This is a genomic window from Novipirellula artificiosorum, assembly GCF_007860135.1.
In the GTDB taxonomy this organism is placed as follows: Bacteria; Planctomycetota; Planctomycetia; order Pirellulales; family Pirellulaceae; genus Novipirellula_A; species Novipirellula_A artificiosorum.
In genome coordinates this window covers 1-25,724 of record NZ_SJPV01000021.1, presented here as the reverse complement: position 1 = coordinate 25,724, position 25,724 = coordinate 1, and the positions used below count along the sequence as shown (strand labels likewise).

Genomic DNA, 25,724 nt, shown 5'->3' with positions numbered 1-25,724 from the left:
AGCCACACATTCATTGTTTGCCACGCTGGCTCACCATCTTCGAGTGCGACCTCTGCCAATATCGGTTGCATAGGCTGCGGAAGGTCCAGCGGGCCGGTTCTCTCATCTCCGGGAACGATCCCTAGCCTGAAGGGCTCTCGTGAATCAGTTCCAAAAATCTCAGGGTCGTACGGATGCTCACGGTTCATGGCCTTGACGAGTGCTTTAATCTCATAGACGCCATCTGCTGGTACGCCATCCTTGAATCCGTCAATAGCTTCTCTTTGTCGCGTTGACCCAACTGGCGCTGCAGAGATCTCGCATCGCCTTGGACGGCGTCCAAAATCGAGTCCTTCAAATCCAAGCGATCTAAAGAAGCCGCAAGGTCCGACCCGTTATCTGTGACAAAGAGTTTTCGAAACAGATCGCGCGGTGTACTGATGGGAGGGACACGCGTGCCACTTCGTGTCCATGACATGAGGCAGCCTCCGTGAATGCCGCTTTCTGAGCCGAGCGTGAGCGATGGGAATCGAGTTGCTCCGCCAAGCGTTTCGGCTGCTCTCTGGTCCAACGTAATGTTCCCCTCGGGCATCCCCTTCGCGTCAGCCGTTCGGACTCCGCTCAGGAACGAACTCATCGCAAAGTGGCCGCCTTTGACGCCGTGATCGAGTCCCGAAAAGATCGTGAAGTCTTTCTGGTGCGGCTTGAGCGAAGCGACCGACTCAGAGCGGACGCCAAGGCTGCCAACGCGCAGGTACCACAAAGGCTGGCATTGGAGCTGGTTTAGTCGGCTCTAACAGTGAAACGATTCTGTCGTCCCTCAGTCGACTAACCAGAGCTTGCTCATCCACCAACAAGCGAGCCATCACGGCTCGCGCAGCGGCGTCTTTGCGAAGCAGTTCATTAAGCGCTAATCGCGCGGACTCGTCGTGCGAGTCTCGTACTGATTGAAGCAGCGCGAGCAATCGAGGGGCTAGCGATTCTGATTGTTCATTCATGAGTTAAGCCGAAGTTGACGTTCGATACAATCGCTGAGCTGTTCACGAAGCCTCAGCAAAATCATTTTCACGGCGTTTTCGCTTCGCCCCGACGAAGAAGACAATTCGCGGATACTACGACCTGTGACATAGTGTTCTTGGAGCAGCTCGCGTTGGTCCGACTTGACTTTCTGAAGGCATATTCCCAGTGCCTCTCGGCGGTCTTCAAATTGTCCCGCTGCCAACTCGGCATCCGTCGCCATCGCCCGCACGACATCTTCGTCAAAGACCAGACGATCTCGCATTCGATCCCGAATTTGCGATAAGACCGTGAATCTTGCTACGGCAAACGCCCATGGCAGAAACTCTGTTTCAGGGTTCCACTCACCGGACTTTTCCCACAGCTTCACGCAAGTCGCCTGCAACGCTTCCTGAACGTCTTGACGTTGGCCCAACTGCGCATGGCAAAACGCTTCCAAAGCCGGCTGGTACAGCGTTAACGCTTCAATGAACTTTGTCTTAGGCAGATTGGATTCCATGGTGTCCGTATATTCCACTGCGAGCCATGTCGGTCACAAGAAATCAGGAATTCCTAGCGAAAACGGACGTTTTGCTTCGCCAGTGACAAGTTTTACGGTGGTGGGATTCGCCAAACCGGCCTTGCTGCCGCTTCGATACCAGCATCCAGTTCGATCATCCGCAAACGCAGACGCTCGACGATTTCCGGATTGGCGGCTGCGAGGTTACTGCGTTCGCCAAGGTCAGCCGCAAGGTCAAATAGCATTACTTCGGACTTCGCAAGATCTCCGTCTTGCTTATCTTGGGGTTGCTTCATCAGCAACTTCCAATCCCCGATGCGGATACCCTCAAGGCGTCCACCCTTGTTGAAATAAAGAAACTCTTCGCGTGGGGACTTAGCGCCGCCAAACAACAAGGATGAAATATCGACGCCATCGATGGATCGATCGTCGGGAAGCGGCGTGCTGGTCAGGGCGGCGATCGTGGGCAGCAAGTCGATGGTCGATGCGAGTGAATCGCATGCGGTGTCCGCCGGAATTCGACCGGGAGCCCACATGATGCAGGGCACTCGTTGGCCACCTTCAAACGTGCTCATCTTGCCGTCACGCAGTGGGCCAGCGGAACCTCCGTGATGTTTGAAGGGCAGCCATGGCCCATTGTCGGTGGCGAAAATGACGTACGTGTTTTCGGCGAGCTTGAGTCGACGCAAGCTTTCGAACAATCGTCCGATTTCGGAGTCGAGATGCTCGATCGTGTTGATGTACGCTCGCTTTGGATCAGGGTCGCGAACGTCGTCGGGCACATACAGCGGGATGTGAGGCATCGAATAGGGCAGATACACAAAGAAGGGGCGTCCTTGGTTTTGCTCAATGAAGCTGACCGCACGATCGGTGCATCGTCGCGTGATCGTTCTCTGATCTACGGGCAGTTCTACGATCTTGTCGTTTTCGAATAACGGCGTATTCCATTTTGTGAGCGTCGATTCTGGGTCTTTCCAAAGCTCGTCCATACCTTGTGGACCGCCCTCGGGCTTTCCTTCATTTTTGGGATGGTTCATGTCATTGGAGTAGGGGATTCCAAAATACATGTCGAAGCCATTCGACGGCGGGAGCACTTCGGGATGGTGTCCGAGGTGCCATTTACCGAAGCACGCGGTGGTATAACCCTGCTGTTTCAAATGGTCAGCAATGGTGTGTTCGTTCGGATTCAAACCAGTCGTTGAGCCTGGAAAGAGCACACCTTTGTGCATGCCAACGCGTTTCGGATAGCAACCGGTCATGAGCGCCGCGCGTGAGGGTGAACAAACCGATGAAGCCACCATAAAGCTCGTGAACTTACGCCCCTCTTTCGCCATTCGATCGAGGTTGGGTGTGCGAATCGTTGTTGAACCAAAGCACCCAACGTCACCGTAACCCTGGTCGTCGGTAAAGATTACGATGAAGTTTGGTTTCGAATCAGCCGCTTGAGCTGTATAGCAAATGAAGGCAGCTATGGCGAAGAGTAGAAATTGGGGTTTCATATTGGCGAATCCGAAGGTAGGCAGATGCATGAATGCGTATGGCGTTTAGTCTCATTGTCCGAATGAATCGAAAACGGCTTGCAACGTCTCGCGAGCGGCTGCTTCTTTACTCAAATCATTCTTCAAATCTTTTGGTGTAGGCTCCTCCCACAACGGAACGACTCGTCGCAGTTGATCTTTATTGTCAAGCATGTACTCATCGTTTCTGACTTGGCGAAGGTCAGCGTTTTGACGGTGAATCCACTGACGAGGATTGCCTGACTTTCCAAAGAGTTGAGGTGCGAATGAGCGTCCATGAATGGATTCCTCAGGCAGCTTCGCACCGGTAAGCTCGCAGATCGTGGGAAGAAAATCCGAGAGATCCACTAGATCTTCGCAAGAAGTCCCGGCGACGATACGACCAGGCCAACGCACGAGCAGTGGCACGTGAGTGCCTCGGTCTGTCATAGTCCCTTTGCCGCCAGGAATGCGTTTGCCGTCACCCCACGTATTGACCAGATCGCTGTCGGTTCCGTTGTCAGCAAGGAAAATAACAATCGTGTTTTCGGCGATGCCAAGGTCATCGAGAGTTTGTAGCATTTGACCGATTTGCTTATCGAGATAGGCGACCATGTCAGGAAAAAATTTCGGGTCGCCTTTGTGCCTTACCTCAGGCGCACGATAGTCTTGCACGTCACTATCCGGCGTCGGTTCCCACGGATAATGGGGTAGGCAGGTTGAATAGTATGCAAGAAATGGCGTGTTGCTTTTTGCACTGGTCTTGATGAAGTCAAGGTAGACTTCTAGGTCTACATCGGGACCATAACGGTTGCTGATTTCTTCAGAAAGCGGTTTTCCGTCTCGAGAGAGATACGGCTTCCAGTACCGCGTCGTTTTCGAGCCCTTGTCATCAAAAATCTGCCAAGTCTGGTAGTGATCGAAACCAAACTGGTTGATTGTGTTGTGTTTGTGCTCGAGTGAAACGTGCCATTTGCCGACGATTTGCGTGGCGTAACCGTGCTGTTTGAGTTGCCTCGCAAAACTAGGTTGGGATGGACGCAAATAAAGGTCCTCCTGGCTTTTGCTATGCAAGACAACTTTCAGCCCATTTCGGAAAGGGTATCTGCCGGTTAGTAACGAACCTCGCGAAGGCGAACAAAATGGATTGCTGAAGCAACGCGTGAACCGCATTCCTTCCTTGGCAAGCCGGTCGATGTTGGGAGTTCGATGTGAAGTTCCACCGTAAGCCGACAAGCACTCGACGCCCAGGTCATCTGCAAGGATGAGAACTACGTTGGGTTGTTTCGCGGGACTTCGTGCCGATTCTTCCTGAGGCTGCACTTCCTGGGACTTCACTTCTCCGGGTTCCGCCTTTACAGCAGGCTTCTTTTGAGCAGGTGCCCGTTTCCATGTTTCAGGACGCACGATCTGCTTGGCCGATTCGAGCTTATCGCGTAGTTCATGATAGGGCACATCCTGCACGCTGACGCTTTTGTCGATCGCAAGTCCAGCGGCGATTGCCGCGCTTTGGCTCAAGGCCATGAAGACTGGTTCCATCCGAATCGAACCATGGGCGACATGAGTTGCCGACAGGCAAATCGGAGAAAATAGGTTTTCGCACTCACCCTTTCTTGGAACAATGGAGCGGTAGGAAATGCCGTAGGGACGCGGTGGCGTCCGCCAAATGACCCCTTCGTTCTGCACCTTGCCGTTGTCTGTGACGAAGTGTTGCACGCAATGCGAGTCCATGCCGAACGAACCAAGTCCCACCGGGTCCGATGCCTTCCGAACGCCCGAACAGTCGAGCTGAGTCGTCACGTAGTCGCCAACCATGCGCCGCGATTCACGAATGTAGATCATCCATGGCCAGCCGCCATTGTCCGTGAATTCATCGCGAGGCAAACCGTATGCCGCTGTCTTCTTGCGAATGCTCTCCGGTACACGCGGGTTGTTCGCCATCGTCCAGAGAAAGCCACGGATATAGGTTTCGTGTTCCTTTTCAATTTCTCGACGGCGTTCATAGCTTGCTTCGGGATAGTCCCAATTCGTTCCAACATAATCGGAACCGACGGCATGCATGTTGTTCCAATCGACCTTTAGACCTCCTGCGAGCGGTTCGATTAACGCTGGCAGACGCATGTCACCTGCATCGAAGTTTCGCAGCAGCAACTCATGATCGATCTCGCGATAGCCCTCAGGTTTGTCGATGGGAATGCGGTTCTTCGGATCGGTCGTCAAGCACACTCGATAGTTGTAGGCTTGAATCTTCTTGTCGCCCGTGCCGTTCTTGAGTCCCTCAATGCGATGGACATGTGGCAACAATCCGCTGCTGGAGTCGCCTGGTGTTACATAGGGATCAACGTCTTTCACAAAGTGATCTTTGTCCTTCTGGCCATAGTGGACTCGCGGGTTTGTATCTCCCCGGCGCACGCCTGCCATGTCCTCACCGTATTGGCTCTCCGGTTCTCGACCCACGGTGTAAGTCACTCCCGCTGCGGCCATCAGATCGCCGACATAGCTCGCGTCGATGAACATCTTGCCGTGATATGTCCTGCCACTAAGCATGGTAATCGCCGTGATTCGATTGCCGTTCATCGTCACGCCCTTGCCTGAAGTGCGGTCGAGCATCTCGTTGTAAATCACATTGACGCCCGCCGTCGCGATCATTTGATCAAAGACGTCCTTGCCAACGTGGGGCTCGAAGCTTCGAACAAAGTCGGTTCCATAGGCTTTGGCAACGTCATCGTAAAACTCAGAGGAAATGCCGCCGAAAGTACTTCGATAGCTAAGGAAGTCCGTCGCACCGAGTCCACTTGAACTCATGCCGCCCGCGAAACCGGTGGGGTTCAACCAGATGACCGAACGCCCTTCGCGCTTGGCAGCGATCGCCGCCACCGCCGCTCCCGATGAGTCGCCGTACACCACAATGTCGTACGTCAACTTATCGCCTTCTGCAGGTGCCAAGTCTGGCTTGCTCTGAGCGTTTGCACAAAACACGGGTAGAGTGAGGCAGAGGAGGAACGCGAACAACATACTTTTCATTGACAAGTGTCTTTGTGTTGAGCCGACAGGGAGGAAGGTTGGTGAGGTTATGCTACCGGTTAATGAGCGGCACGGCGATAGCCGCCGTTCTTGCATGGGAAAACGTAGCTCGACGATACCGGTGGCCAGCGCCACTCCGCTCAGGATTACCTGAATGTGAAGTTGGTTTGCTCACGATAGGCAATATTGGCCAACCGCACCGTTTCGGCCATTGGTCCCGAGCCGACATTCCAATCGCTGCATTGTACTTCCGAAAACGCTCTCTACATCAGTTATCGCTGCACTTCATGCGATCCTCCAGCGATTTCGTCGTAGCGGAACTCGTCAAGAGTTTCGTTCAATAAGGCGGCGCGGTCCGAAAGTCTTGACGACTTCCGCTACATTTTCCAGCGAAGCCGCTTTAACGCTTTAAGGCTAGCGCTTTAAGATTTCGATGCAACAAAGTCCTGAGCCATCTTTTCGCATTGCTCCTTCGTCATTTCTCCCTCTTGAATCCATATCCGATATCGAAGATTCAAGGGATGGCTGGGAGTCAGTTCGAATTCGAAATAATCTCCGAACCTCCCATAATCTCGTTCGCTCCCCCGTGTCTCTTTCGGATTGTCCGGATGGTTGATTCTCAGGGCTGTATAACGATTTCCTTGGACCACAAAACTCATGGCGTTCCAAGGCAAATTGATGGTTCGCTCATCCTTTTTCTTAGAGTCCCAATTGCGAGTCTCACCCTCTTTGCCTTTCCCATCCGGACGAAGATAGTAAGTTTGTTTCGCCGTTGTTTGAGCCACTTCTTGGGCTGCTCGAAAATGAAAGCCAGCATGTTGTGGATCACCATCCAATCGCACCAAATCCAACTTGGTTGTCAAGGTTGTCGACCAATCGAGCTGAGTTCCTCCGGAAATGTTGTAGACCGTTACCTTGCGAATCTCTTCCGCAAATGTGTTCCCATCCTCTGCATGCCAAGAAATCGCTGCCGTGTGCGCCGCGCTCTTTTCATCTGCGGTCATATTCGTGATCGCGTTACAGTTGCTAAATACTCCTTTGTTTCCATGCCAGATATCTGCCGTTTGTCCATTGCCAAAGCTGATTCGGTTGAAACCAAAAAACAGTCCGCGATGATGGGGGAACTTGAACTCGTTAGTTTTTGGGTGGACTCCGCTCGACAACAGAATCGTCCCTGATTTCGGATCGAAGACTTGATGGAAAGGTTTAAAACTCATGTAATGCGAATCGCCGGTGCTTCCGTCATGGGGGCGATTGATAAACCGAAGCACATTTCGGTCGCCGAATTTCAGATCGACATATTCACCTGGCGATTCGACAAAGCGAAACGCTTCGGACGATTTCTGAGCAAACGCTTGGACTTGGCAAAATGCCGTTGTCAAAAACAATATCAAAAACATGCTTCTCATGAGTTCCACCTAATGCTCAAACGGCTTCCGATTCATTCCAATTGGGTTGTGATTATAGCAACCAAAGCCGTCCGTATGCTCTGGTCACATCCCAACGCTACGATCATAAGTTACTTTAGAAGTTGTTGAAGCTGCGCAGGGGCCAGCGATGCAATTATTGATGGCGATTCTGACGACGAACTTCCTCGCTGGGTTCCGCCTAACGACTCGGGCAAACAGTAAATGCTGCGATGGCGAAGAAGAAAGCGATAATGCGGGTACAATGCCAAGAGCTGAACCGCGGCTTTCCGCCGCCGCTCGATATACTTCACAGCGCGGATCACCTTTGCACCAAGGAAGCTAGGCTTTGTTTCAAACTCGTAGCGGAATGCGTCAAGCATTTCGAATTGAAGCGAATTGACGAAAATCTTGACGATTCCCCCCCCCCGCTGGGGATGTCCGGTTCTTTGTTGAAACTCTTGATGGTCTCGCTTGTCAAAACTTAGAATTACACAGTTCAGATTTCAATGGCTCGCCGCGCTCTTTCATCGCCTAGGCGATGAAAGAGCGCGGCGAAGCCGATCACTTAGTGATGCCTCCGGGGCGTTGCAGGGCCGCGATCAGATGCTTCAGTGAGTGGTGGCCGGAGATCCTTCGAAACCCTTTCTCTGCCTCCAGCAGCGCGCACGAGAGCCAGCGACTTGCCTGGTCCGTGTCTGCCCGAAAACGTGTCACGCGACCCAGCTTGCGTTTCGTGTTCAAGAATGAATTCTCAATCGCGTTGGTGCTCAGCAGCGAACGATGTAGCGTGTTGGGAACATTCAGTCGGTGCAGCGCCAATAGGTCATCGCCCGCTTCATGCAAGCTCCGGTACCCCTCTGCGTTGATCGGCTCGAGGAATCCCTTCAGCTCGGAGAACACTTCTTCGGCAGCATCGATCCCCTGGACGCTGCGAAGACGTGTGAACAGACGCGACAGCTCGCCCCAGTGACATTTCGAAAGCTTGCCCTTGATGTTCCGTTCCTTGTGCACCAAACAACGCTGCACGACTGCATCAGCAAAGAACTCCCTGACCGCGCCACGTAACGCATCACTGCCGTCAAGCACGACAAACAATCGATGCTCGCAACCGAATCCACGAGTCACGATGCGGCCTACCAATTCACGCGAAACTTCCAGGTTTTCACTGCTTCCGAGAGAGAAATCGAGCACGTGCTTGTGACCGTCACTGTCGATTCCCAATGCCACCACGGCGGTCTGCTCACTACTGAGCCGAATGCCATCGAGCATCAACGTACAGCAGGTCGTCGAAGCTAGGTCTTTGCTTCGCAGTTGTTCGACGAACTTGCTACCGGCTTCTTGCCACAATCGCGACACATTGGATCGTTTGACACCAGGGGAACTCGGCTTGATCTCTTCGACACCGCGAGTACTCACGCCCGAGACGATCGCCTGAACGATTTGCGACTGGAGCTGTTCGGGATCCTTGGCGATTCGATAGCTGGCCAATTCAACTTCTTGACTCCTGCCATCCTCAGACTTCAAGCGGACACGAGGACGAACGACCTGCTCACGCTCACCTTCGTAGAGAACCCGACCGGGACTGCTCCCTGCTCGGTAGTGATCGCCTCCCGACGGAGCATGCTTGGGACCGCAAAGCTCGGTGACTTCAGCGGCCATGACTTCACAGATCATCTCGCGGATGTGCCCACGCAAGAAGTCTCGAAAGACTTGACCGGTTTCGGACGCAGAAACTTGCCCGAGCGATTGCAAAAGACTAACTTCATTCATGATGGTCTCCCCGTCGGTTCCAGCCGACGAAAATTGAAAGATTGCGAAGGGCAGATTCTGCCCTCCGGGAGACCATCTTTCAACTTTCAACAATTTTTCGGACGCTTCCTTTCCGCTACGACTCAACACTTTAGAAACAAAGCCTAGTAATAACAATGAAAAGCAAGTCCTTAAATCAAATCGCCACTGTCGCCTGGTTGCTCTTTACGTTCGCGGGTTCCTTCGCCTGCTTAGGGGCGGATGCCGTTGGACTTTACTATGATCCAGGCGTACCACAGATCGCCTTTGCTGCTAGCGACATCAAGGCGGCTCTCGAAAAGCAAAGCCACAGAGTTGAGACGCACGATTTGGCAGAGGTGGCAAAAGCCGGTGCGGGCAAGAAGATCGTCCTCGCTGTCGCCACTGACGAAGCCGCCGCTTCCCTGCTTTCAGCCCAAGGTGGCAAGCCTGTTAATGTTTTGGCTGCGCAAGCCTACGCCCTCCGCACCACAACCCAACCAGACATCAGCTACTGGGTGCTGGGAGGCGACCCCAACGGCGCGATGTATGGTGGTTTGCAGTTGGCGGAATACATCCAGTTCCATGACCTCGCCCGCGCCTACGATGAAGAGGAATCACCGCATCTCAAGAATCGTGGCATCAAGTTTAACATCCCGCTGGACAAAGAATCCCCTACTTATTTTTACGGCCACAACGGCACATCTCATAAGCTGGCCATCAAGGATGTCTGGGACCTGGGATTCTGGAAGACATGGTTCGATGAAATGGCGCGGCATCGCTACAACGTTTTGTCACTTTGGTCACCCCACCCATTTACCTCAATGGTCAATATGGAGGACGAGTATCCCGGTATCGCCATCCAAGGTGTGACTGGCTTTGACGCGGCGGGCAAGCGTGTCAAAGTGAACGACTTGACGATTGATGAAAAGGTTGCGTATTGGCGCGAAGTGATGAAGTATGGCCGAGAACGTGGCTTTGATATCTACATCTGTAATTGGAGCGTTTTCCTTTCGACCGCCGAGGGAAAGCATGGCCTTACAGACGAGACGGATAATGAAAAGACCAGGGTGTATCTGAGGAAAGCAGTGCATCAACTCTTTCAGACCTATCCTGACCTCAAGGGGTTTGGCATCACGGTGGGAGAAAAAATGGGGAAACTGGATGCCAGTCAAAAGGAAGAATGGGCCTGGGATTCCTTCGGCAAAGGCGTCATGCAATATGCAAAGGAAAACCCATCGCGAGACATCGTGTTCATCCATCGCCAGCACGACGGCGATATTGACCACATCTTAAAGCACTTCGCCCAGTTGAACGATCTCCCCAACGTGCGAATGGACTTGTCGTGTAAGTATTCCGAGGCGCACGCTCATTCCACCGTTACTCCGGCGCGCTGGCATCGGACGGGAATGGAGCGAGGGCTTAGCAAATTCGGCATCAAGTCGTGGTTGACCGTGCGGAACGACGATTTCTATTTCCTGCACTGGGCGGAGCCGCAGTTTGTTCGCGACTATATCAGTGGCTTTCCTTCGATCGACAAGTATGTAACGGGCTTTTACATCGGCGCGGATGGCTGGGTGTTTGGCAAGGAGTTCGCTAGCAAGAACCCTTACTACACGGAGCGGGATGCGCTGAGCGTCCAGCGCACTTGGTACATGCAGAAGCTGTGGGGACGGATCTCCTACAATCCATCGATCTCCGACGACTATTTCAAGCAACATCTTGCTAGTAGGTTTCCCGAGGTGCCGTCCGATAAACTTTTCGAAGCTTGGAGCTGTGCGTCAGGTGCGATCCGGCTCGCTAACGAACAGGTCACTGGCAAATGGCAGTTCGATGCCGATTTCTGGCCTGAGCTCTGGACGGGTGACATGTGGCAAGGAAAGGCTGGACGCCACTTCTCCGTGGATGACACGAAAGAAGCGACTCCTTTTGCAGGCTCCAAGCTCGCGTCTTTGCGGGAGACAGCCGATGGCAAAGCCGGCCAAAAAGTGTCTGCTTGGGATAACATTGAAAAGATCGATACGCTATCGGCGAAGGCCTTGGAGATACTGGCAACTCTGAAGCCCGGTGAGAATGTCGAGTTGCAACTCACTCTGAGAGATTTGACCGCGCAAGCATACATGGGACAGTTCAATGCCGAAAAGTTTCGCGCGGTGATCTACGACCTGCAGGGCGAGAAAGAGAAGGCGAAGCAGTCGATGGGCAAAGCATACTGTGCCTGGCGCCGATACACAGACATCATGGATGCACTCTACATCGGCGTGGACTTGCAGCGAAACCGATCCTTCCCCGACTGGCATGCCTACGATGAAGTTGTTCTACAGCAGTATTACGACCTCGGCGGTATCCAGGAGCCTGATTGGCAGACAAAGGAATGACCTCGCGAAGAGGAATGCAAAACAGAACACAAGTAAGTCTCATCCCCGAAGAACAGCTCATTAAATTAGGGCAATAGGAAACGGTCGTTAGGTCAAAGAGCAAACTTCATGGGAGCCTAGTGATGATGGCGTAGTAGGCTCCAATTTCGTTACCGGCTTCGTCCTTGAATAGCGGCGCGAGTTGATGTGAGCCAACGGTAAGTTGAGCAGTGAAGGTGACTTCTTTGTCACCTGGCTGGATAGGCTTGCTCTCAAGGTCTTTGCCATCGATCCGTAGCGTGGCGTTGGTCGCTGGAATCGCGATTCCGGGTCGAGCTCGGAAGGCTTGGGTTGCGCCGGGAACGTCCTCGCCTGGAGCGAGTGAACTGGCGATCGGCATATCAGCTTCCAGGGGCCAGCGACGGAGACTGAATTGGTACTTGCCCGCAGTGACAACTTTCACCGCCCAGTGGCCTTGATGGACAGACTTTTCAACAGGTTTCAAATTCTCCGTATTAGTCTTTGGAGTGTTTTTCTGACTCGTCTTTTTAACGCCATAACCATCGGCTTCTCGAATGTGTTGTTGATTCCAAGGAGGCAGCGCCTCTTGAATCCAATCGTGTCCCGTCAAGCTCACAATCGGGTGATCGGCGGCCCCGATATGAATCTCAGTGGTCTGAGAAAACGTTGGCTCAAGTTCTGCCCACCACGAGTCGTAGAAGGATCGCATCTGATCGGCTTGTGCCGGGTGTTCGGCGATTACGTTGTGCTCCTGGCTGGGATCGGCCTTGATATCGTAAAGCTCAGTTCCGTTAACCAACCGCCACTTATTGGACATGACGGCAGTTTGTTTCCACTTGATCGGATCACGCACTCGCTGAGAATCGGTGATGAGCATCCGGTCGTGCGGCCAGGCTTCCGCAGTCTTCGTAGGATCTAATAAACTTCGAATCGACCTGCCGTCAAACTTCACATTGGAAGGTTGCTTTGCACCGGTGACTTCGAGAAGCGTGGGAACGACATCTACGGCGTGACAAAGCGTGTCGCTGACTCGTTCCTTGTCCCAGCCAGCGGCGGGCCAGTGTGCGATAAATGACACACGATGTCCGCCCTCGTATTCGCTTCCCTTGGCTCCTCGCATTCCGGCGTTGAAAATCTTGGCGCCAGTTGCAGTGCCGTTATCCGTGGTGAAGATGAACAGAGTGTCGCGTTCGATACCAAGCTCACGCAGCAATGCTCGCGTCGCGCCTACATTGTCATCAATATTGCTGATCATTCCGAAGAACGCAGCAATGGCTGGAGGCTGGTCTGAATAGAGGTTGAGATACTTTTGCGGCGTATGCAATGGACCGTGGGGTGCGTTGAGTGCGATGTAAGCAAGGAATGGCTGCTTCTTGGCTGCAGACTCCCGAATGAAACGCTGCGCCTCTGCAAAGAACACGTCAGTACAAAACCCCTTGGCTGGTACAACTTTGCCGTTATGAAAGTAGCTTCCATCGAAGTAGGCGTTGTCCCACAAGTCTGGCGTCTGCCCTACCCCACCGCCGCCATGTCGATAGACTTCGGTGAATCCACGGTCTTCGGGTCGATAAGGAAAGTTGTCGCCAAGATGCCACTTGCCAAACATACCCGTTGCGTAGCCAGCATCTTTGAGCATTTGACCGAGAGTCACTTCGTTTTCGCGCAACATCGATCGGCCATTAACCGTGTGCCAAACTCCGGTGCGGTCGGTCCAGTGACCTGTTAGCAAGGCCGCACGCGTTGGCGAACAGGTGGGCGCGACATGGTAGTCGGTAAGCTGCGACGACTCACCGGCAAGACGATCAATGTTCGGCGTCTTGATAATCGGATTGCCTGTATAGCCAACGTCACCGTAACCCTGATCATCGGTGATCACAAACACGATGTTCGGTGGCGCAGCGTGCACAACGATCGCAAGTTGGAAGAAGAACAGTAACGTTAAAGTTCGCGATATCCTCATCTATTTGCACCCTTTTGTTGGTTGTTGTTCGTTGGGCTCCCTGAGCCTCCACTACCATTTGGGATGAAGGATCGAAGGCGATATCCAAAGGCTTATTGGTTGCGCCAGATTTTCACATCATCAACGACAGCGTTGCGTGGCACGGCTAGCCTTAACATGCTTTTCGTTGGATGAGCGATTCCAGGTGACGAGAGAGTGCCGATGGTCTTGCCATCAATCGCCACGGAAAGTTGATCGCCTTTGATTGTCACTTCAACTTCGTACCACTTGCCGACTTGTAGGCTATGTGAAACCTTCTTGCTCTTGCCTTCCAAGGCCGACGATTGCTCGGCGGACAACGGCTTCTTGGCTTGTCGAGCTTCCCGAATGTCAAGCCGCATGTTACCTGTCTTCAGGTCCTGCAGCAGCACTTCTTTAACGCTGATCTGAGTCATAAAGAGATGCCCTGCATGCACCTCTTTGCATTGTAAGTCGGCGAAATTCAGCCCAAGCTTATCACGTTCATCCTCGAGCATGAATCGCAGCTTCACAGACCCATTATTGAATTCGGTGGGGTGCGTAACCGACGCTGCGTGATCTGCCTCTTCATGAGTGAAGATATACATGGCACCATCACGGAGATCGACTTGCTTGTGTCCCTGGGCTCGGCTCTTGCTGTTTGTCCCCCAACCGTTACCCGGCTCGTCGGTTTTCTCTTGCGATTCCGTTCGTTGAAAGGAGTCTTCAAAAATAAGTTTGCCTTTGTCGTCAGCGACAAGTTCGCTGATCGAGAATAAGGCAAGGATCGCAAATGTCAGGCTTGATTTCATGGTGTTACTATAGTTTGGGATGTTAATTGCTTTTCAGATTTTTCGGTTTGAATCGTAAGTTTGCGGTATTCGAGATGTGCTTTTCAATGAGCTCTCAGCGCATCGCGATCAGCCAACAACTTCGGTAGAATCGAGTCACCATCTAGACCCTCGTGGGAATCAGCTCGACGAGATCCGCGAAAGTAGGCACAGTTCCGCAAGGTCTCCCAGAAGCTCCACGTGGGAGACAGATTCTTACTCCTCTTTTTTAGTCTCTCCGCCCCAAGTTGGTGTAGGAAAATCCTTCTTCCACTCAGTGTAAAGATTCTTTAATCGGTCGACATCTTCCGGGCGTGAGGCAGCTAAGTTATTGGATTCGCTAATGTCCTTGGAGAGATCGAAGAGCAATACTTCGTTTGAAGGATTGCCGTTTTTTACATTCTTCACTTTTACTGCGGTTGGTTCTGAATTTCCAGAAACCGCCTTCAGGTCGCCGTCGCGAACCGCCCACTTGTTGCCATTCTTCCAGTACAGCGTCTGATGAGGACGGTCTTTCGTTGGATCCAGCATGTAGGGCAAAAGATTTACGCCATCCAAGGGTTGCGGGGGCGACGTAGTCACACCTGCAGCAGCCATCGCGGTTGGAAAAATGTCGAGCGAGATCACCGGAGCGTCGAGTACTTTGCCCTTTGGCAATACGGCTGGCCACTGAATCGCAAACGGTACTCGTGTCCCACCTTCCCATGTGCTGCCTTTGAAACCGCGCAGCGGAGTGTTGTCGTGCCCTGCGACTCCACCATTGTCGTTGACGAAGAAGATAAGCGTGTTGTCTGTCAGCGATTGCTTTTGCAGTTCGTCCAGCACGATTCCCACGGAGCGATCCAAGGCCAAAGTCATTGCTCGGTGTTTTTCATTTCCACCACCTCCCTTGACGGTTACCAAGTCGGACTCGGTTGCTTCGTTGGGGCCGTGGGTGGCATTGTAGGCCAAGTAGATAAAGAATGGTTTGTCTTTAGACTTCGCGATGTAATCGGCCGCGGCACGCCCCAATTCATCAGTCATGTAATCGAATTTCTCGGCGACGGGTTCCCGATCTCGGAGCAATCGATTCAAAACCGACGGCTTCTTCAGCGGTAAGTAGCTTCGTGCGCCTTGCAGAAATCCGTAGTAGTCGGTGAAGCCTCGCTCCATCGGGTGAAACTTGGGTGCGTAGCCAAGATGCCACTTACCTAGCGCAATGGTTCGATAGTCAGCGGACTTCAACACATCGGCGATGGTGGTCTCTTTTAAGGAGAGTCCATTGTCTTCGCTGTAGACGGGAGGGACATTGTATTCATGTCCGAAGCGATTCTGATATCGACCAGTCAAAAGGCCTGCGCGGGTCGGGCTACAAACAGTACCGCTAACATAGCCGTTGGTAAAGCGAACTCCATTAGATGCGATCGAATCGATACGCGGTGTGGGAAATAGTGGATTGCTGCCGTTCATCGAGAACTCGTTATACCCGGTATCGTCGGAAACGATGACGATGATATTGGGCTTCTCGTTGGGCTTCTCTGCAGCCAAGAGGCTCGCTGATGCCAGCGAGAAAAGTATGAAGCAAAGCTTCAAGTGTGATGGGAATCGATATCGCATCATGAGGAGGTTCCAGGCGGGTTTGGCGGAAGGCAAATCGGAGAAGAGGTCTTTCCAGTATACCATGGGGTGTAAAGTCTGTAGGGGTGATGCCTTGTGGCTTTCCTCGTCCCCGCCAGACGCAGTCGATTAAGCCAAAATCGACACTTCAATGATCAGATCAAGTGTTTGGCTTGGCTTCACTTGATTACAATCGGTCTCTCTTTCGCCATCGCGCAGATACCGATCATTGATGAGCGATCGCTTTTCGAAGCGATACATGAAGATTAGATAAGATAAAGCGTTAAGTAAATTCCTATGAAGCACAATTCGCAAATGATGAAATCAACTTTGACCACCTTGTTCCTGATGCTGTCCGTTTTTGTCAGCTCATCTGCGGCTGCCGTTCAGGCTTGTACCTTCGCAGCGGATCGTCCAAATATCATCGTTGTTCTGGCCGATGACCTGGGATATTCCGACCTCGGTTGTTACGGCGGCGAGATCCCCACGCCGCATATCGATGCTCTTGCGAAAGGTGGTGCAAGGTTTACGCAAATGTATAACTCAGCTCGCTGCTGCCCGACGCGTGCGTCGTTGATGACGGGACTTTATCCGACGCAGGCAGGCATCGGCGACTTCACGACGAACAAACCTGATGAAAACAAATGCCCTGGTTATTTGGGGCGATTGCGAGATGACTGCGCCACAATGGCTGAGATGCTCATTCGCGCTAAAGATACTGCGTATGCGAACCCGGGTCCCGATGAAGCACAGAAGTTCTAAAGTACGTGGGTATAGGAGCCAGCTTTGTGAGGCGCAGTTGAATTGGCAACAGTCCATTCCGCCCGACAATGGCCCCAGTCTTAAACGCACGATGCCATAGAAGCAAGACTGTAGTGTCACCTTTTCGGCTGCATTCTCGTTCGATACTCGGTCGGCGTTATTCCGTTTCTCGCCGAAAAGCAGCAGCCATGTACTCGTCGTACTCGAAGCCGGCTCGATTAGCGATTTCATGGACGCTTAATTCGGTTTCCGACAATAGTTCCTTGATTCGATTCATACGGACTCGTTGAATTTCTTCGTGTGGTGTGTGCCCAAGCAACTTCTTGAATCGATGCTCGAGAGCACGACGCGAGAGCGTCACCTGTCGCAGAATGTCCGACACCCGAATGTTGGATGTTGCATGTCGTCGGATATAGTGGAGCGCTTTGGCAACTTCCTCGTCGTCAATGGCTAGAGTGTTGGTAGATTCACGTACTTGAATCCCCAATGGCTGCGTGATCAGGCGAGTCTCGGTGCCAACGTGTTCGCCTGACATCATACGGTTGAGCAAATCAGCCGCTTCATAACCGGTACGCTTTGTGTCTGGAATCACGCTCGAGAGCGTGGGCTCCGACAGTTCGCAGATCAGGCGATCGTTGTCGACCCCCAGCACAGCGACTTCAGTTGGTACGGCGATGTTAAGTTGACGACAAGCGTCCAGCACCTGTTGTGCTTTGAAATCGTAGCAGCCCATAATGGCAACCGGACGAGGTAGCTCCGATACCTGACGACACAAACCATGCTTGTACTGTTGAAGTACGGCCTTGGTTCAGGCGGCGTTAATTTTGACGCCAAGGTACGACGCGAGAGTTTCGAGCCGGTCGATCTGTTTTACGCCCACATCGGCAGCATGGACGCTTTTGCTCGTGGTTTGAAAATTGCCGCGAAGATCATGGGAGACGGGGCGTTGAACAAGATCGTTGACGACCGGTACCGCAGTTGGGACAGCGACCTCGGAAAGAAGATCGAGTCGGGCAAGGCCTCGTTTACCGAGTTGGAAACCCTGATGCTCGACAAAGGCGAGGCGAGTGCCAACACGAGTGGTCGTCAGGAATTGCTCGAAAACATCGTCAATCGCTACATCGACATTGCCTAGTCAACGTTGCGAAGTGCAGGCGGCCTGCCTGCAACAACATTGAACTCAATCCACCCATTCAACCTAATCATCAATCAATCTCCCGCAGGCTGGCCGCCTGGACTACGAAAAGGAAATCCCCATGAACCTCGTGACTCGACGAAGCGCCCTAAAGGCAACCGCTGCTGCGATTGCAGCGCCCATGTTCATTCCTGCAACCGCACTGGGCAAAGACGGTGCGGTCGCTCCCAGTGAACGGATCAATGTCGGTTTGATTGGGCTGGGGGCACGTTGTCGCCGGATTGCCGGTGATACGCTGAAGAATGTTCCCTCGATCAACATCGCCGCTGTCAGCGATTGTCTGCCGTCGCGGTTGGACACGTTCACTGCTGCGGTCAACCCCGATGCGACTTGGAAACGTTACACCGAGTTTCGCGAAATGATCGAGAAGGAAAATCTCGATGCGGTGATGATCGAAACGGCCACGCACCAGCGTGCTTGGATCGCGTGCAACGCCATGGCAGCGGGTATGGATGCCTATATCGAAAAGCCGATGTCGTTGACGATTGCCGAAGGTCGCGAAATGGTGCAGTGTGCTCGCAAACACAATCGTGTTACTCAGGTGGGCACACAACAGCGGTCCATGGCCATGACGAACTGGGCCTGCAAGCTGATTCAGGATGGCAAGATCGGTACGGTCAAACGCGTTAAAACCATGAACTTCGTCGGCCCGGTTCCAATCCCCGGTGGCATGCCCAAGCATCCGATGCCCGAAGGTTCCGATGGTGCGAAGTGGTGGGATGTCTGGACCAATCAAGCTGAATTTCACGAGTACAATGCGAATCTGTTTTACAACTGGATCAACTACCTCGACTACGACGGTGGCGGTCGCAGCTTTGGTGTGACTGGCTGGGGTGCACACGCTTACGATCAAATTCAAAACGGCCTCGGCACAAGTTTGACAGGGCCCGTAAGTATTACGTTGATGGAAGACGTTCACCATTTCGATACTGGCATGAGCGACTTTCATCGCCCGACCGATGACGATCCCGCTGCGACATTGGCGGATGAGCCTAAGAAGATTTCAGGACCGGTGGGACGCTGTGTCATGCGTTATGAGAATGGTACCGAGATTGATTTCTCGCTACGAAACGAACAGGGGCCTTCGTTCGGCGCTGTGTTCGAGGGTACTGAGGGTAAGATCGAGATCAACCGCAACAAAGTTGCCTCCAACCCGAAGGAGCTGACAGATAGCCCCGAAAACCCAGGACCGAACAAGGGCTCCGAAAACAATCCGCACCTTCAGAATTTTGCGGACTGTGTCAAAAGTCGCGAAACTGCCAACGCAGATATCGAGATCGGACATCGCAGCACCACGATCTGCTACTTGCTGAACATCGCCCGCGCCGTCGGAAGAGTTGGCGAGGAGTTGAAGTGGGATCCGAAAACGGAACGCTTCACGAATTGCGACGAAGGCAACAAGCTGCTCAGTCGTGAACGCCGCAAAGGTTGGGAATTGCCGTCGTAATTCGCCAGTTGATTTCGCTAGCGGAATTCGTCGAGACTTTCGGTCGGCAGCAATCGAATTTCTTGACGAGTTCCGCTACATCATTGGTTGACCCCGCAATTTAGAATAACACGCCCCCTGAGCCAGCCGCATCCATGACACGATCCCACACCAACATCGCCCGTTTCTCCGCTGCGGTTTGCCTCACGTTGCTGCTCGGTTTCGGATCAACGCTTCAAGCGTCCCAACCCAACATCGTGTTCGTCTTTACCGACGATCTGGGCTGGGGCGATCTCGGCGTCTTCTATCAGAACGAATCCAAGCACGACAAAACGCACCAGACCCCACACCTCGATCGACTCGCCGCGGGCGGCTTGCAAATGCGAGCCCATCACTGCCCGGCACCGGTTTGTGCTCCCAGCCGTTCGTCGCTGTTAACCGGCGTTCATCAAGGCAACGCGGTGGTGCGGAACAACCAGTTCGACAAAGCTCTCGAAGACAATCACACGCTCGGCTCGGTGCTCCGCGAAGCCGGTTACCGAACTTGCATGATCGGTAAGTTCGGTTTGCAAGGCGGCCCGAAAGAGAAGCAACAAACCGGCACGCCAGCGGATTGGCCCGCGTATCCGACCAAGCGTGGCTTTGACGAATTCTTTGGTTACGTCAGCCACTATGCCGGACACCTTCACTATCCCAACGACCCGTGGCATCAGTCACAATTACGAGCAGTACATGTTGTTGACCGTCGATGGATTGGTGCTCAATGGATTGCTGGTGAACCAAAACGAAGATGAAATCACCCTCAAGACCAGCGAAGGTGTTGTTCGCAAGGTGGCTCGAGACGACGTCGAGATTTTCAACCAGAGCACGACTTCGTTGATGCCGGAAAACTTGCATCAGTTGATGTCGGTGCAGGAGCTGCTCGATTTGGTCGATTACCTGATGTTGCTCAAGAACAAAGAGCAAGCGGGCTTTCACGTTTACGGAGACAAGGCATCCGAATCAGCGACGACCATCGACCCACGGGATCCGAGCAGCGCGACCGACGGCGTCGACTTGGCCGACGGTTTGACGGCGACGCTGTTTTCGGGCGAGCCAGATCTTTACAGCCCCAGCAATATCGACGTCGATCACTTGGGACGCGTTTGGGTTTGCGAAGTCGTCAACTACCGGCACTTCCGAAACCCGTACAACCCGGTTCGCGACGAAGGCGATCGGATCTTGGTTTTGGAAGATACCAATGCCGACGGCAAGGCAGATAAGAAGACCGTGTTTTATCAAGGCACTGACATCAATTCGCCGCACGGAATCTGCGTGCTCGGCGAACGCGTCATTGTTTCAGCGGGCGATCGCGTCATTTCATTCGTCGATCAAGATGGCGACCTGAAACCAGACGCCAAGGACCTGCTGTTCACCGGCATTGGTGGCGTCGATCACGATCACGGGATTCACGCGTTTGTTCCCGGTCCCGATGGCAAGTTGTATTTCAACTTTGGTAACGAGGGGCACCAACTCAAAGACGCCGCAGGAAACATCGTCGTCGATCAGTCGGGTCGCGAAGTTCGTGACCACGGTAAACCCTATCAACAGGGCATGGTTTTTCGCTGCGACGTCGATGGCACGAACGTTGAAACACTCGCGTGGAATTTTCGCAACAACTGGGAGGTCTGCGTCGATTCGTTTGGAACGATGTGGCAATCGGACAATGACGACGACGGAAACCGGGCGACGCGGATCAATTATGTGATGCCGTATGGCAATTACGGTTACCGAAGCGAACTGGATCAATCGACATGGTCGGTGCCACGAACCGGCATGCACTCGGACGTTTCGCTCCGGCATTGGCACTTGAACGATCCGGGCGTCATTCCCAACGTCGTCCAAACCGGTGCCGGTTCGCCGACCGGGATCATGACGTACGAAGGCGAATTGCTGCCGAAGCGTTATCACGGTCAACTGCTTCATTGCGATCCCGGTCCCAATTCGGTTCGCGCCTACATGCTGCAAAACGACGGTGCGGGGTACGCGGGCACGACACAGCCTGTGATGACGGGCAGCCGAGACCGATGGTTTCGACCCGTCGATGTTTGCGCCGCGCCGGACGGTTCGTTGATGGTGGCCGATTGGTACGACCCCGGCGTGGGCGGCCATCGCATGGGCGATACCGAGCGTGGACGGATCTTTCGGGTCGCCCCCGCCGGTCATGCCGAAACGTACCAGTTCGTGGCGGCGGAGCTTTCAACGGTTCAGGGTGCTATCCGTGCATTGCAAAGCCCGAACGTCTCGACGCGATTTCTGGCGTTGCAACGTTTAAAGACAATCGGACAATCAGCCGCATCGTCACTGGAACAGTTCATCGCTGAATCAAAGCGCCCGCGCTACCGAGCCCGAGCGTTGTGGGCGTTGGCCGCGTTGTCTTCCGGTCGAGCGATCGAGTTGGCGGGAGAAGATTCCGACCCACGCGTTCGTTGTGTCACACTGCGCATCGCGAGTCAATCTGGCGTGAACGTCGTGGAAGTGGCCGCGCGGTTTGTCGAGGATTCTTCACCGCAAGTTCGACGCGAAGCGGCGTTGCTGTTGCACGGCGAGAAGTCCGAGGCGGCTGCAAAGGTCTGGTCGCGATTAGCCGGGCAGCATGACGGCGAAGACCGCTGGTACTTGGAGGCGTTGGGGATCGCCGCATCGGGCAATTGGGATGCGTGTTTGGATCAATGGCTATCGGACGTGGGCGACGATTGGGATTCACGATCCGGTCGTGACATCGTGTGGCGTAGCCGTGGTTCAGCGACACCCGACTTACTGTCCAAGATCCTGATCAGAACGTCATCGGTCGAAGCGGATCAAGTCACTCGTTACTTACGCGCGTTCGACTTTCAAACGCCCTCACCGCAGAAACAAGCGGCGCTGCGAAGCATCGCTGTGGGGGCCGCCAAGTGAACGAGATCATCGAGATGGGGGCAAAAAGATTGGTGGGCAGAAAAATGGTTGCTCGTGATCTGTGAAGCGAATCCTTCCCCAGAACATTTTTTTACCAGCCAAAATTTTTTGCCCATTCTTCCTTGCGAAATCCCATGAAACCCATCGCCATCGCCCTGTTGTTCTTCTTCACTTGCATCAACACGTCCGCAAAAGAGCCGACGCCGCAACAAGGCAACAATCCCTTGAAAGTCGACGGGCACGACTTCTATGGTGCTGATCCGTCGGTGGTTGTGGCCGATGATGGCCGATTGTTCTTGTTCCCGACGACCGACAATCGTGATTGGGAGAAGCAATTCGGCTGGTCGTGCTACTCCAGCGACAACTTGACCGATTGGACCGATCACGGCGTCATCTTTTCCAACGAAGATTCTCAGTGGGGTGTCAACAAAGCGTGGGCACCCGATGTCATCAAGCGAAATGGAAAATACTACTTCTATTACTACTTCAACAACGGCGGTGGCGGTAAAGGTGGCGTCGGTGTCGCAGTGGCGGATCAACCCGAAGGGCCGTTTCGCGAATTGACCCCGGAAAGACTTTGCCGTGGCCATGACCCAGCCGTGTTCGCGGACGACGACGGGCGAGTTTGGTTGTACTTGCAAGACACCGTTTACGAACTCGGCGACGACATGAAATCGCTGAAGTCCGGCCCGACCAATCTGAACCTTGAATATCGCCCCGAAAAGTTTGAGGCCGCCTACGTTTTCAAACGCGATGATCTGTACTACTTCACGATCGCGCGTGGTTGGAACAACTTGATCTACTACACCGGAAAATCACCCACCGGGCCGTTCGAGTTTCGTGGCGAGTTCATGAAACCCTACGGCGGGAACAATCACCACTCGATCGTGAAGTACCAAGGCCGATGGGTGATCTTCTATCACGAGTGGGTAAAGAACGATCCCGATCATCAACGACGACTTCGCGCTGAGTACCTGAACTTCAACGATGACGGCACGATCCAGATGGTTGAGCCGACCGAGACGGGCGTGAGCTTCGCCACCACAACGCAGCCCGTTGCCGATTCGGTGGCGGATTCGATTGAGCAGCGAAGCGGAGATTGGGTGGTCAACGGAAACGAGACCATCCGCGACAAACGCATTCGGCTTGACGGCACGTTGATTCTTCCGAAGGACGCCAAGCTGACGCTGGAAAACTGCACGCTGGAAATCACCGGCGACTACTCGCGGCAGCACAGCGTCGAATGGCGGGGCGGCACGCTGGTCACGAAGAACTGCGGAGTCGGTGGTTTTGTCAACGAAGATGGCACCGCGATCCACACCGTTTTCCATCTCTTCGACGGACTCTGGGAAGCCACCGACACAACCGTCTCCTATTCCTACGGCATCAGTTTTCATTGGGAGACGGGCAAAGGCGTCCTTCGAGGCAAGCGATTGAAAGCCGGTCCGCGTCCCGATGCGATCATCCTTTCGGGCGAAGCCGACGTCGAACTGGTCGACTCGGACTTTCCAATCGGTCTGGGCGTTTACTGCAACCAAGGCGGTAAGACGAAGCTCGAGCTGTTGCCGGGCGATTCCATCACGGCGACCTATGACCGCGATAATTTGTTGCCGGGCGTGAATTGGCGTTTAAAGATGACCAACACGCGAGTTGAACGCTGGTTCCTTTTTTTGCGACGCATCGGTAGTTGGCAGCCTCCCGCGGAAGTCACGCTCGCCGCGTCCAAAGACATGATCGTGTCGCTGTTCGTTCACAACTTGAAAGGCGAAACGACGCTGACCAATGATTTGGCCGAGCCGCTGTCGATCGGCAACTTGACGTTGAAACGATCCGGTGACGATCCGGCCGGCATCTCCATGTATGCGATGTACTTTTCCGGCGACGAAACCGATGCGACGATCAAGGGTCGCACACACATTTGTGAATGGATGCAGGGAGCTGGAACTGTCCGAGTCGAGGGTATCGACAAACCGCAAGACATGACGTTTGGCTGCACCACATTGGAATTGTCAAACGACGCCAAGCTGATCGCCAACCAAGTTCATTTCGGACGTCCAATGACTTGGCAACCCGAAAACGAAATCGGCGAAGCCAACGTGAAAGGCAATGCATCATTGGAAGCGACCAACATCTCCGTGAACCGAGTGCGTTTCCGTGCCGAAGATAAATCGCATGTCAAGATTGACGGCGTCGAGCGATTGGGAGAACTGATCGTTAGCGAAGAAGGCGGCAAGATCGAGGTGAATGAAGAATTGAATGACCTTGGGACGTTGAACCGACCCAAGGTTTGGATCATCACCGACATGAGCGACAAACGCCTGAATGGCAACGAACGCGAAGGCAGCGTGAACGATCCCGACGACATTTCCGCAATGGCGGGTTACCTGTTGATGGCCAACGAGTTCGACACGCTGGGGATCGTCGTCGCCAGCACGCATCGAAGCCAACACAGCACGTCACCCGATCAAGCCCAATGGGCCGACGATTTTTTCGGTGATGCCTACCGTGCCGACGTCGCGTCGCTGAACGAAGCGATTGGGGGATACCCGGAGACGATTTCCTTCCAGCAATCTTGCATCAAAGAGACGGCCGAAAAGTTCAAGCCAAATCGCACCTACACTTCGCTCGACGATTACGACACGATCGCGGGGCTGCTTGCGACTGCAGAAATGCTGCGGGATGACGAACCGCTCAACGTGGTTTGTTGGGGCTCGCTGACCGAGCCAGCGATTCTAGTCAATTATTGTTTGGCGACCGGCAAAGACGACATTCTCAAGCGGGTACGTTTCATTGCCCACTGGACCAATTCGCCTCTTCATCAAGGCTCGAAAGAGCATCCCGAAAATGTCGCCAATTGCCGTGAAGACGCCGCCGCTTGTCGCTACATGAAGCAAGTCGCCGCGGAGGGTAAGATCATCTTCCACGAATGTGGCGCAATCGGCCAACACGGCATCGTCAGCGGAGGCCCCAAGGGTCGAGATTATTTTGACCAATTCCGTAAGAGCCGACTGGGCGAGATCTTTGTCGATGGGAAGTTCGTGCACAACGGCGTCGACCACTCCGACTCGGCCACGTACTGGGCCCTGCTGGGAACCCACGGAGTCGGCCTCAACGACCTTCGACCCGACGGCGTCAACACAGCGGAAATCGAGGCGGCAAACGAAAAGAAGTTTCGCGATGAGTCGCAACGCATCCACGACGAACTGCTTCGTCGCTCGCAGATCGTGTCGGCGGACCGTCTGCGGCCCAAGTAATGAACGAGCGAAAGATCGGTGTCGAACTTCGTAGTGGACGAGGCTACGAGTCCCAGCCGGAAGGACTCGTAGCCTCGTCCACTTCTATGAAATGTTTGCTGCTGTCAAGTGACTGTTGTGTTGGGGTGGTTGTTGATTGAGTTTGCGTTTAAACGATCCGGTTCCCCATTCTTCTATCCGAGCTCTGATGGCCCAAGT

General features: G+C 53.7%; 16 protein-coding genes and 2 pseudogenes. 7 read left to right on the top strand and 11 right to left on the bottom strand.

Annotated elements, in window-relative coordinates:
• Nucleotides 1-184 precede the first annotated feature (184 nt).
• From Poly41_RS31075 to Poly41_RS31050, 6 genes are all read right to left on the bottom strand, one after another.
• On the bottom strand, nt 185-742 hold the full coding sequence (locus Poly41_RS31075; protein ID WP_146531268.1) for a DUF1552 domain-containing protein: 558 nt from the start codon (nt 740-742) through the stop codon (nt 185-187).
• Nucleotides 743-973: 231 nt separating this feature from the next.
• Nucleotides 974-1,495 carry a sigma-70 family RNA polymerase sigma factor gene (locus tag Poly41_RS31070; RefSeq protein WP_146531267.1) on the bottom strand — a complete coding sequence of 174 codons (522 nt, stop codon included), beginning with the start codon at nt 1,493-1,495 and terminating at the stop codon, nt 974-976.
• A gap of 92 nt (nt 1,496-1,587) precedes the next feature.
• Nucleotides 1,588-2,994, bottom strand: a complete 1,407-nt coding sequence (locus tag Poly41_RS31065) for a sulfatase family protein (RefSeq protein WP_146531266.1) — start codon at nt 2,992-2,994, stop codon at nt 1,588-1,590.
• 51 nt (nt 2,995-3,045) lie between these two features.
• Nucleotides 3,046-6,015 (bottom strand): FAD-dependent oxidoreductase, encoded by a 2,970-nt coding sequence (locus Poly41_RS31060; protein ID WP_197231886.1) that lies wholly within the window; start codon nt 6,013-6,015, stop codon nt 3,046-3,048.
• Between the two features lie 422 nt (nt 6,016-6,437).
• Nucleotides 6,438-7,424 (bottom strand): DUF6807 family protein, encoded by a 987-nt coding sequence (locus Poly41_RS31055; protein ID WP_146531264.1) that lies wholly within the window; start codon nt 7,422-7,424, stop codon nt 6,438-6,440.
• Between the two features lie 561 nt (nt 7,425-7,985).
• Nucleotides 7,986-9,287, bottom strand: a complete 1,302-nt coding sequence (locus Poly41_RS31050) for an IS256 family transposase (RefSeq protein ID WP_146531263.1) — start codon at nt 9,285-9,287, stop codon at nt 7,986-7,988.
• A gap of 62 nt (nt 9,288-9,349) precedes the next feature.
• Between Poly41_RS31050 and Poly41_RS31045 the strand changes: the two genes are divergently transcribed.
• Nucleotides 9,350-11,569 carry a hypothetical protein gene (locus Poly41_RS31045; RefSeq protein WP_146531262.1) on the top strand — a complete coding sequence of 740 codons (2,220 nt, stop codon included), beginning with the start codon at nt 9,350-9,352 and terminating at the stop codon, nt 11,567-11,569.
• A gap of 106 nt (nt 11,570-11,675) precedes the next feature.
• Here Poly41_RS31045 and Poly41_RS31040 read toward each other — a convergent pair whose 3' ends face one another.
• The 4 genes from Poly41_RS31040 to Poly41_RS35485 form a co-directional block, all read right to left on the bottom strand.
• On the bottom strand, nt 11,676-13,529 hold the full coding sequence (locus Poly41_RS31040) for an arylsulfatase (protein WP_146531261.1): 1,854 nt from the start codon (nt 13,527-13,529) through the stop codon (nt 11,676-11,678).
• A 92-nt stretch (nt 13,530-13,621) separates the two neighbouring features.
• Complete coding sequence (locus tag Poly41_RS31035; RefSeq protein ID WP_231616099.1) at nt 13,622-14,338, bottom strand: family 16 glycoside hydrolase; 717 nt, start codon at nt 14,336-14,338, stop codon at nt 13,622-13,624.
• Between the two features lie 234 nt (nt 14,339-14,572).
• Nucleotides 14,573-15,955 carry a sulfatase-like hydrolase/transferase gene (locus tag Poly41_RS31030; RefSeq protein WP_197231885.1) on the bottom strand — a complete coding sequence of 461 codons (1,383 nt, stop codon included), beginning with the start codon at nt 15,953-15,955 and terminating at the stop codon, nt 14,573-14,575.
• A 126-nt stretch (nt 15,956-16,081) separates the two neighbouring features.
• A complete protein-coding gene (locus Poly41_RS35485; RefSeq protein WP_261344929.1) occupies nt 16,082-16,213 on the bottom strand; it encodes a hypothetical protein in 132 nt (43 codons plus the stop codon).
• A gap of 87 nt (nt 16,214-16,300) precedes the next feature.
• Between Poly41_RS35485 and Poly41_RS31025 the strand changes: the two are divergent.
• Nucleotides 16,301-16,654 (top strand): annotated as a pseudogene (locus tag Poly41_RS31025) (sulfatase-like hydrolase/transferase); the annotation flags it as partial.
• 217 nt (nt 16,655-16,871) lie between these two features.
• Here Poly41_RS31025 and Poly41_RS31020 read toward each other — a convergent pair.
• Nucleotides 16,872-17,447, bottom strand: coding sequence for a substrate-binding domain-containing protein (locus Poly41_RS31020; RefSeq protein WP_231616098.1), 576 nt, complete (start codon nt 17,445-17,447; stop codon nt 16,872-16,874).
• A gap of 27 nt (nt 17,448-17,474) precedes the next feature.
• Between Poly41_RS31020 and Poly41_RS31015 the strand changes: the two are divergent.
• The 5 genes and pseudogenes from Poly41_RS31015 to Poly41_RS30995 form a co-directional block, all read left to right on the top strand.
• Nucleotides 17,475-17,849, top strand: a pseudogene (locus tag Poly41_RS31015) (xylose isomerase); the annotation flags it as partial.
• 121 nt (nt 17,850-17,970) lie between these two features.
• Nucleotides 17,971-19,356, top strand: a complete 1,386-nt coding sequence (locus Poly41_RS31010) for a Gfo/Idh/MocA family protein (RefSeq protein WP_231616097.1) — start codon at nt 17,971-17,973, stop codon at nt 19,354-19,356.
• A gap of 134 nt (nt 19,357-19,490) precedes the next feature.
• The gene (locus Poly41_RS31005) at nt 19,491-20,129 is read left to right on the top strand and encodes a sulfatase-like hydrolase/transferase (protein ID WP_456237829.1); all 639 of its coding nucleotides are present in this window, start codon (nt 19,491-19,493) and stop codon (nt 20,127-20,129) included.
• Nucleotides 20,068-22,272, top strand: a complete 2,205-nt coding sequence (locus Poly41_RS31000) for a PVC-type heme-binding CxxCH protein (protein ID WP_231616096.1) — start codon at nt 20,068-20,070, stop codon at nt 22,270-22,272. Before Poly41_RS31005 ends, Poly41_RS31000 begins: the two co-directional genes overlap by 62 nt.
• Before the next feature lie 134 nt (nt 22,273-22,406).
• Nucleotides 22,407-25,526, top strand: a complete 3,120-nt coding sequence (locus Poly41_RS30995) for a family 43 glycosylhydrolase (RefSeq protein ID WP_146531258.1) — start codon at nt 22,407-22,409, stop codon at nt 25,524-25,526.
• The last annotated feature ends 198 nt before the right edge of the window (nt 25,527-25,724 follow it).

Coding starts and splice junctions, on each gene's coding strand:
- Poly41_RS31070 (WP_146531267.1), bottom strand. CDS start 1,495: ATGGAATCCAATCTGCCTAAGACAAAGTTCATTGAAGCGTTAACGCTG.
- Poly41_RS31065 (WP_146531266.1), bottom strand. CDS start 2,994: ATGAAACCCCAATTTCTACTCTTCGCCATAGCTGCCTTCATTTGCTAT.
- Poly41_RS31060 (WP_197231886.1), bottom strand. CDS start 6,015: ATGAAAAGTATGTTGTTCGCGTTCCTCCTCTGCCTCACTCTACCCGTG.
- Poly41_RS31055 (WP_146531264.1), bottom strand. CDS start 7,424: ATGAGAAGCATGTTTTTGATATTGTTTTTGACAACGGCATTTTGCCAA.
- Poly41_RS31045 (WP_146531262.1), top strand. CDS start 9,350: ATGAAAAGCAAGTCCTTAAATCAAATCGCCACTGTCGCCTGGTTGCTC.
- Poly41_RS31040 (WP_146531261.1), bottom strand. CDS start 13,529: ATGAGGATATCGCGAACTTTAACGTTACTGTTCTTCTTCCAACTTGCG.
- Poly41_RS31035 (WP_231616099.1), bottom strand. CDS start 14,338: ATGAAATCAAGCCTGACATTTGCGATCCTTGCCTTATTCTCGATCAGC.
- Poly41_RS31030 (WP_197231885.1), bottom strand. CDS start 15,955: ATGATGCGATATCGATTCCCATCACACTTGAAGCTTTGCTTCATACTT.
- Poly41_RS35485 (WP_261344929.1), bottom strand. CDS start 16,213: ATGTATCGCTTCGAAAAGCGATCGCTCATCAATGATCGGTATCTGCGC.
- Poly41_RS31020 (WP_231616098.1), bottom strand. CDS start 17,447: ATGGGCTGCTACGATTTCAAAGCACAACAGGTGCTGGACGCTTGTCGT.
- Poly41_RS31010 (WP_231616097.1), top strand. CDS start 17,971: ATGAACCTCGTGACTCGACGAAGCGCCCTAAAGGCAACCGCTGCTGCG.
- Poly41_RS31005 (WP_456237829.1), top strand. CDS start 19,491: ATGACACGATCCCACACCAACATCGCCCGTTTCTCCGCTGCGGTTTGC.
- Poly41_RS31000 (WP_231616096.1), top strand. CDS start 20,068: ATGTTGTTGACCGTCGATGGATTGGTGCTCAATGGATTGCTGGTGAAC.
- Poly41_RS30995 (WP_146531258.1), top strand. CDS start 22,407: ATGAAACCCATCGCCATCGCCCTGTTGTTCTTCTTCACTTGCATCAAC.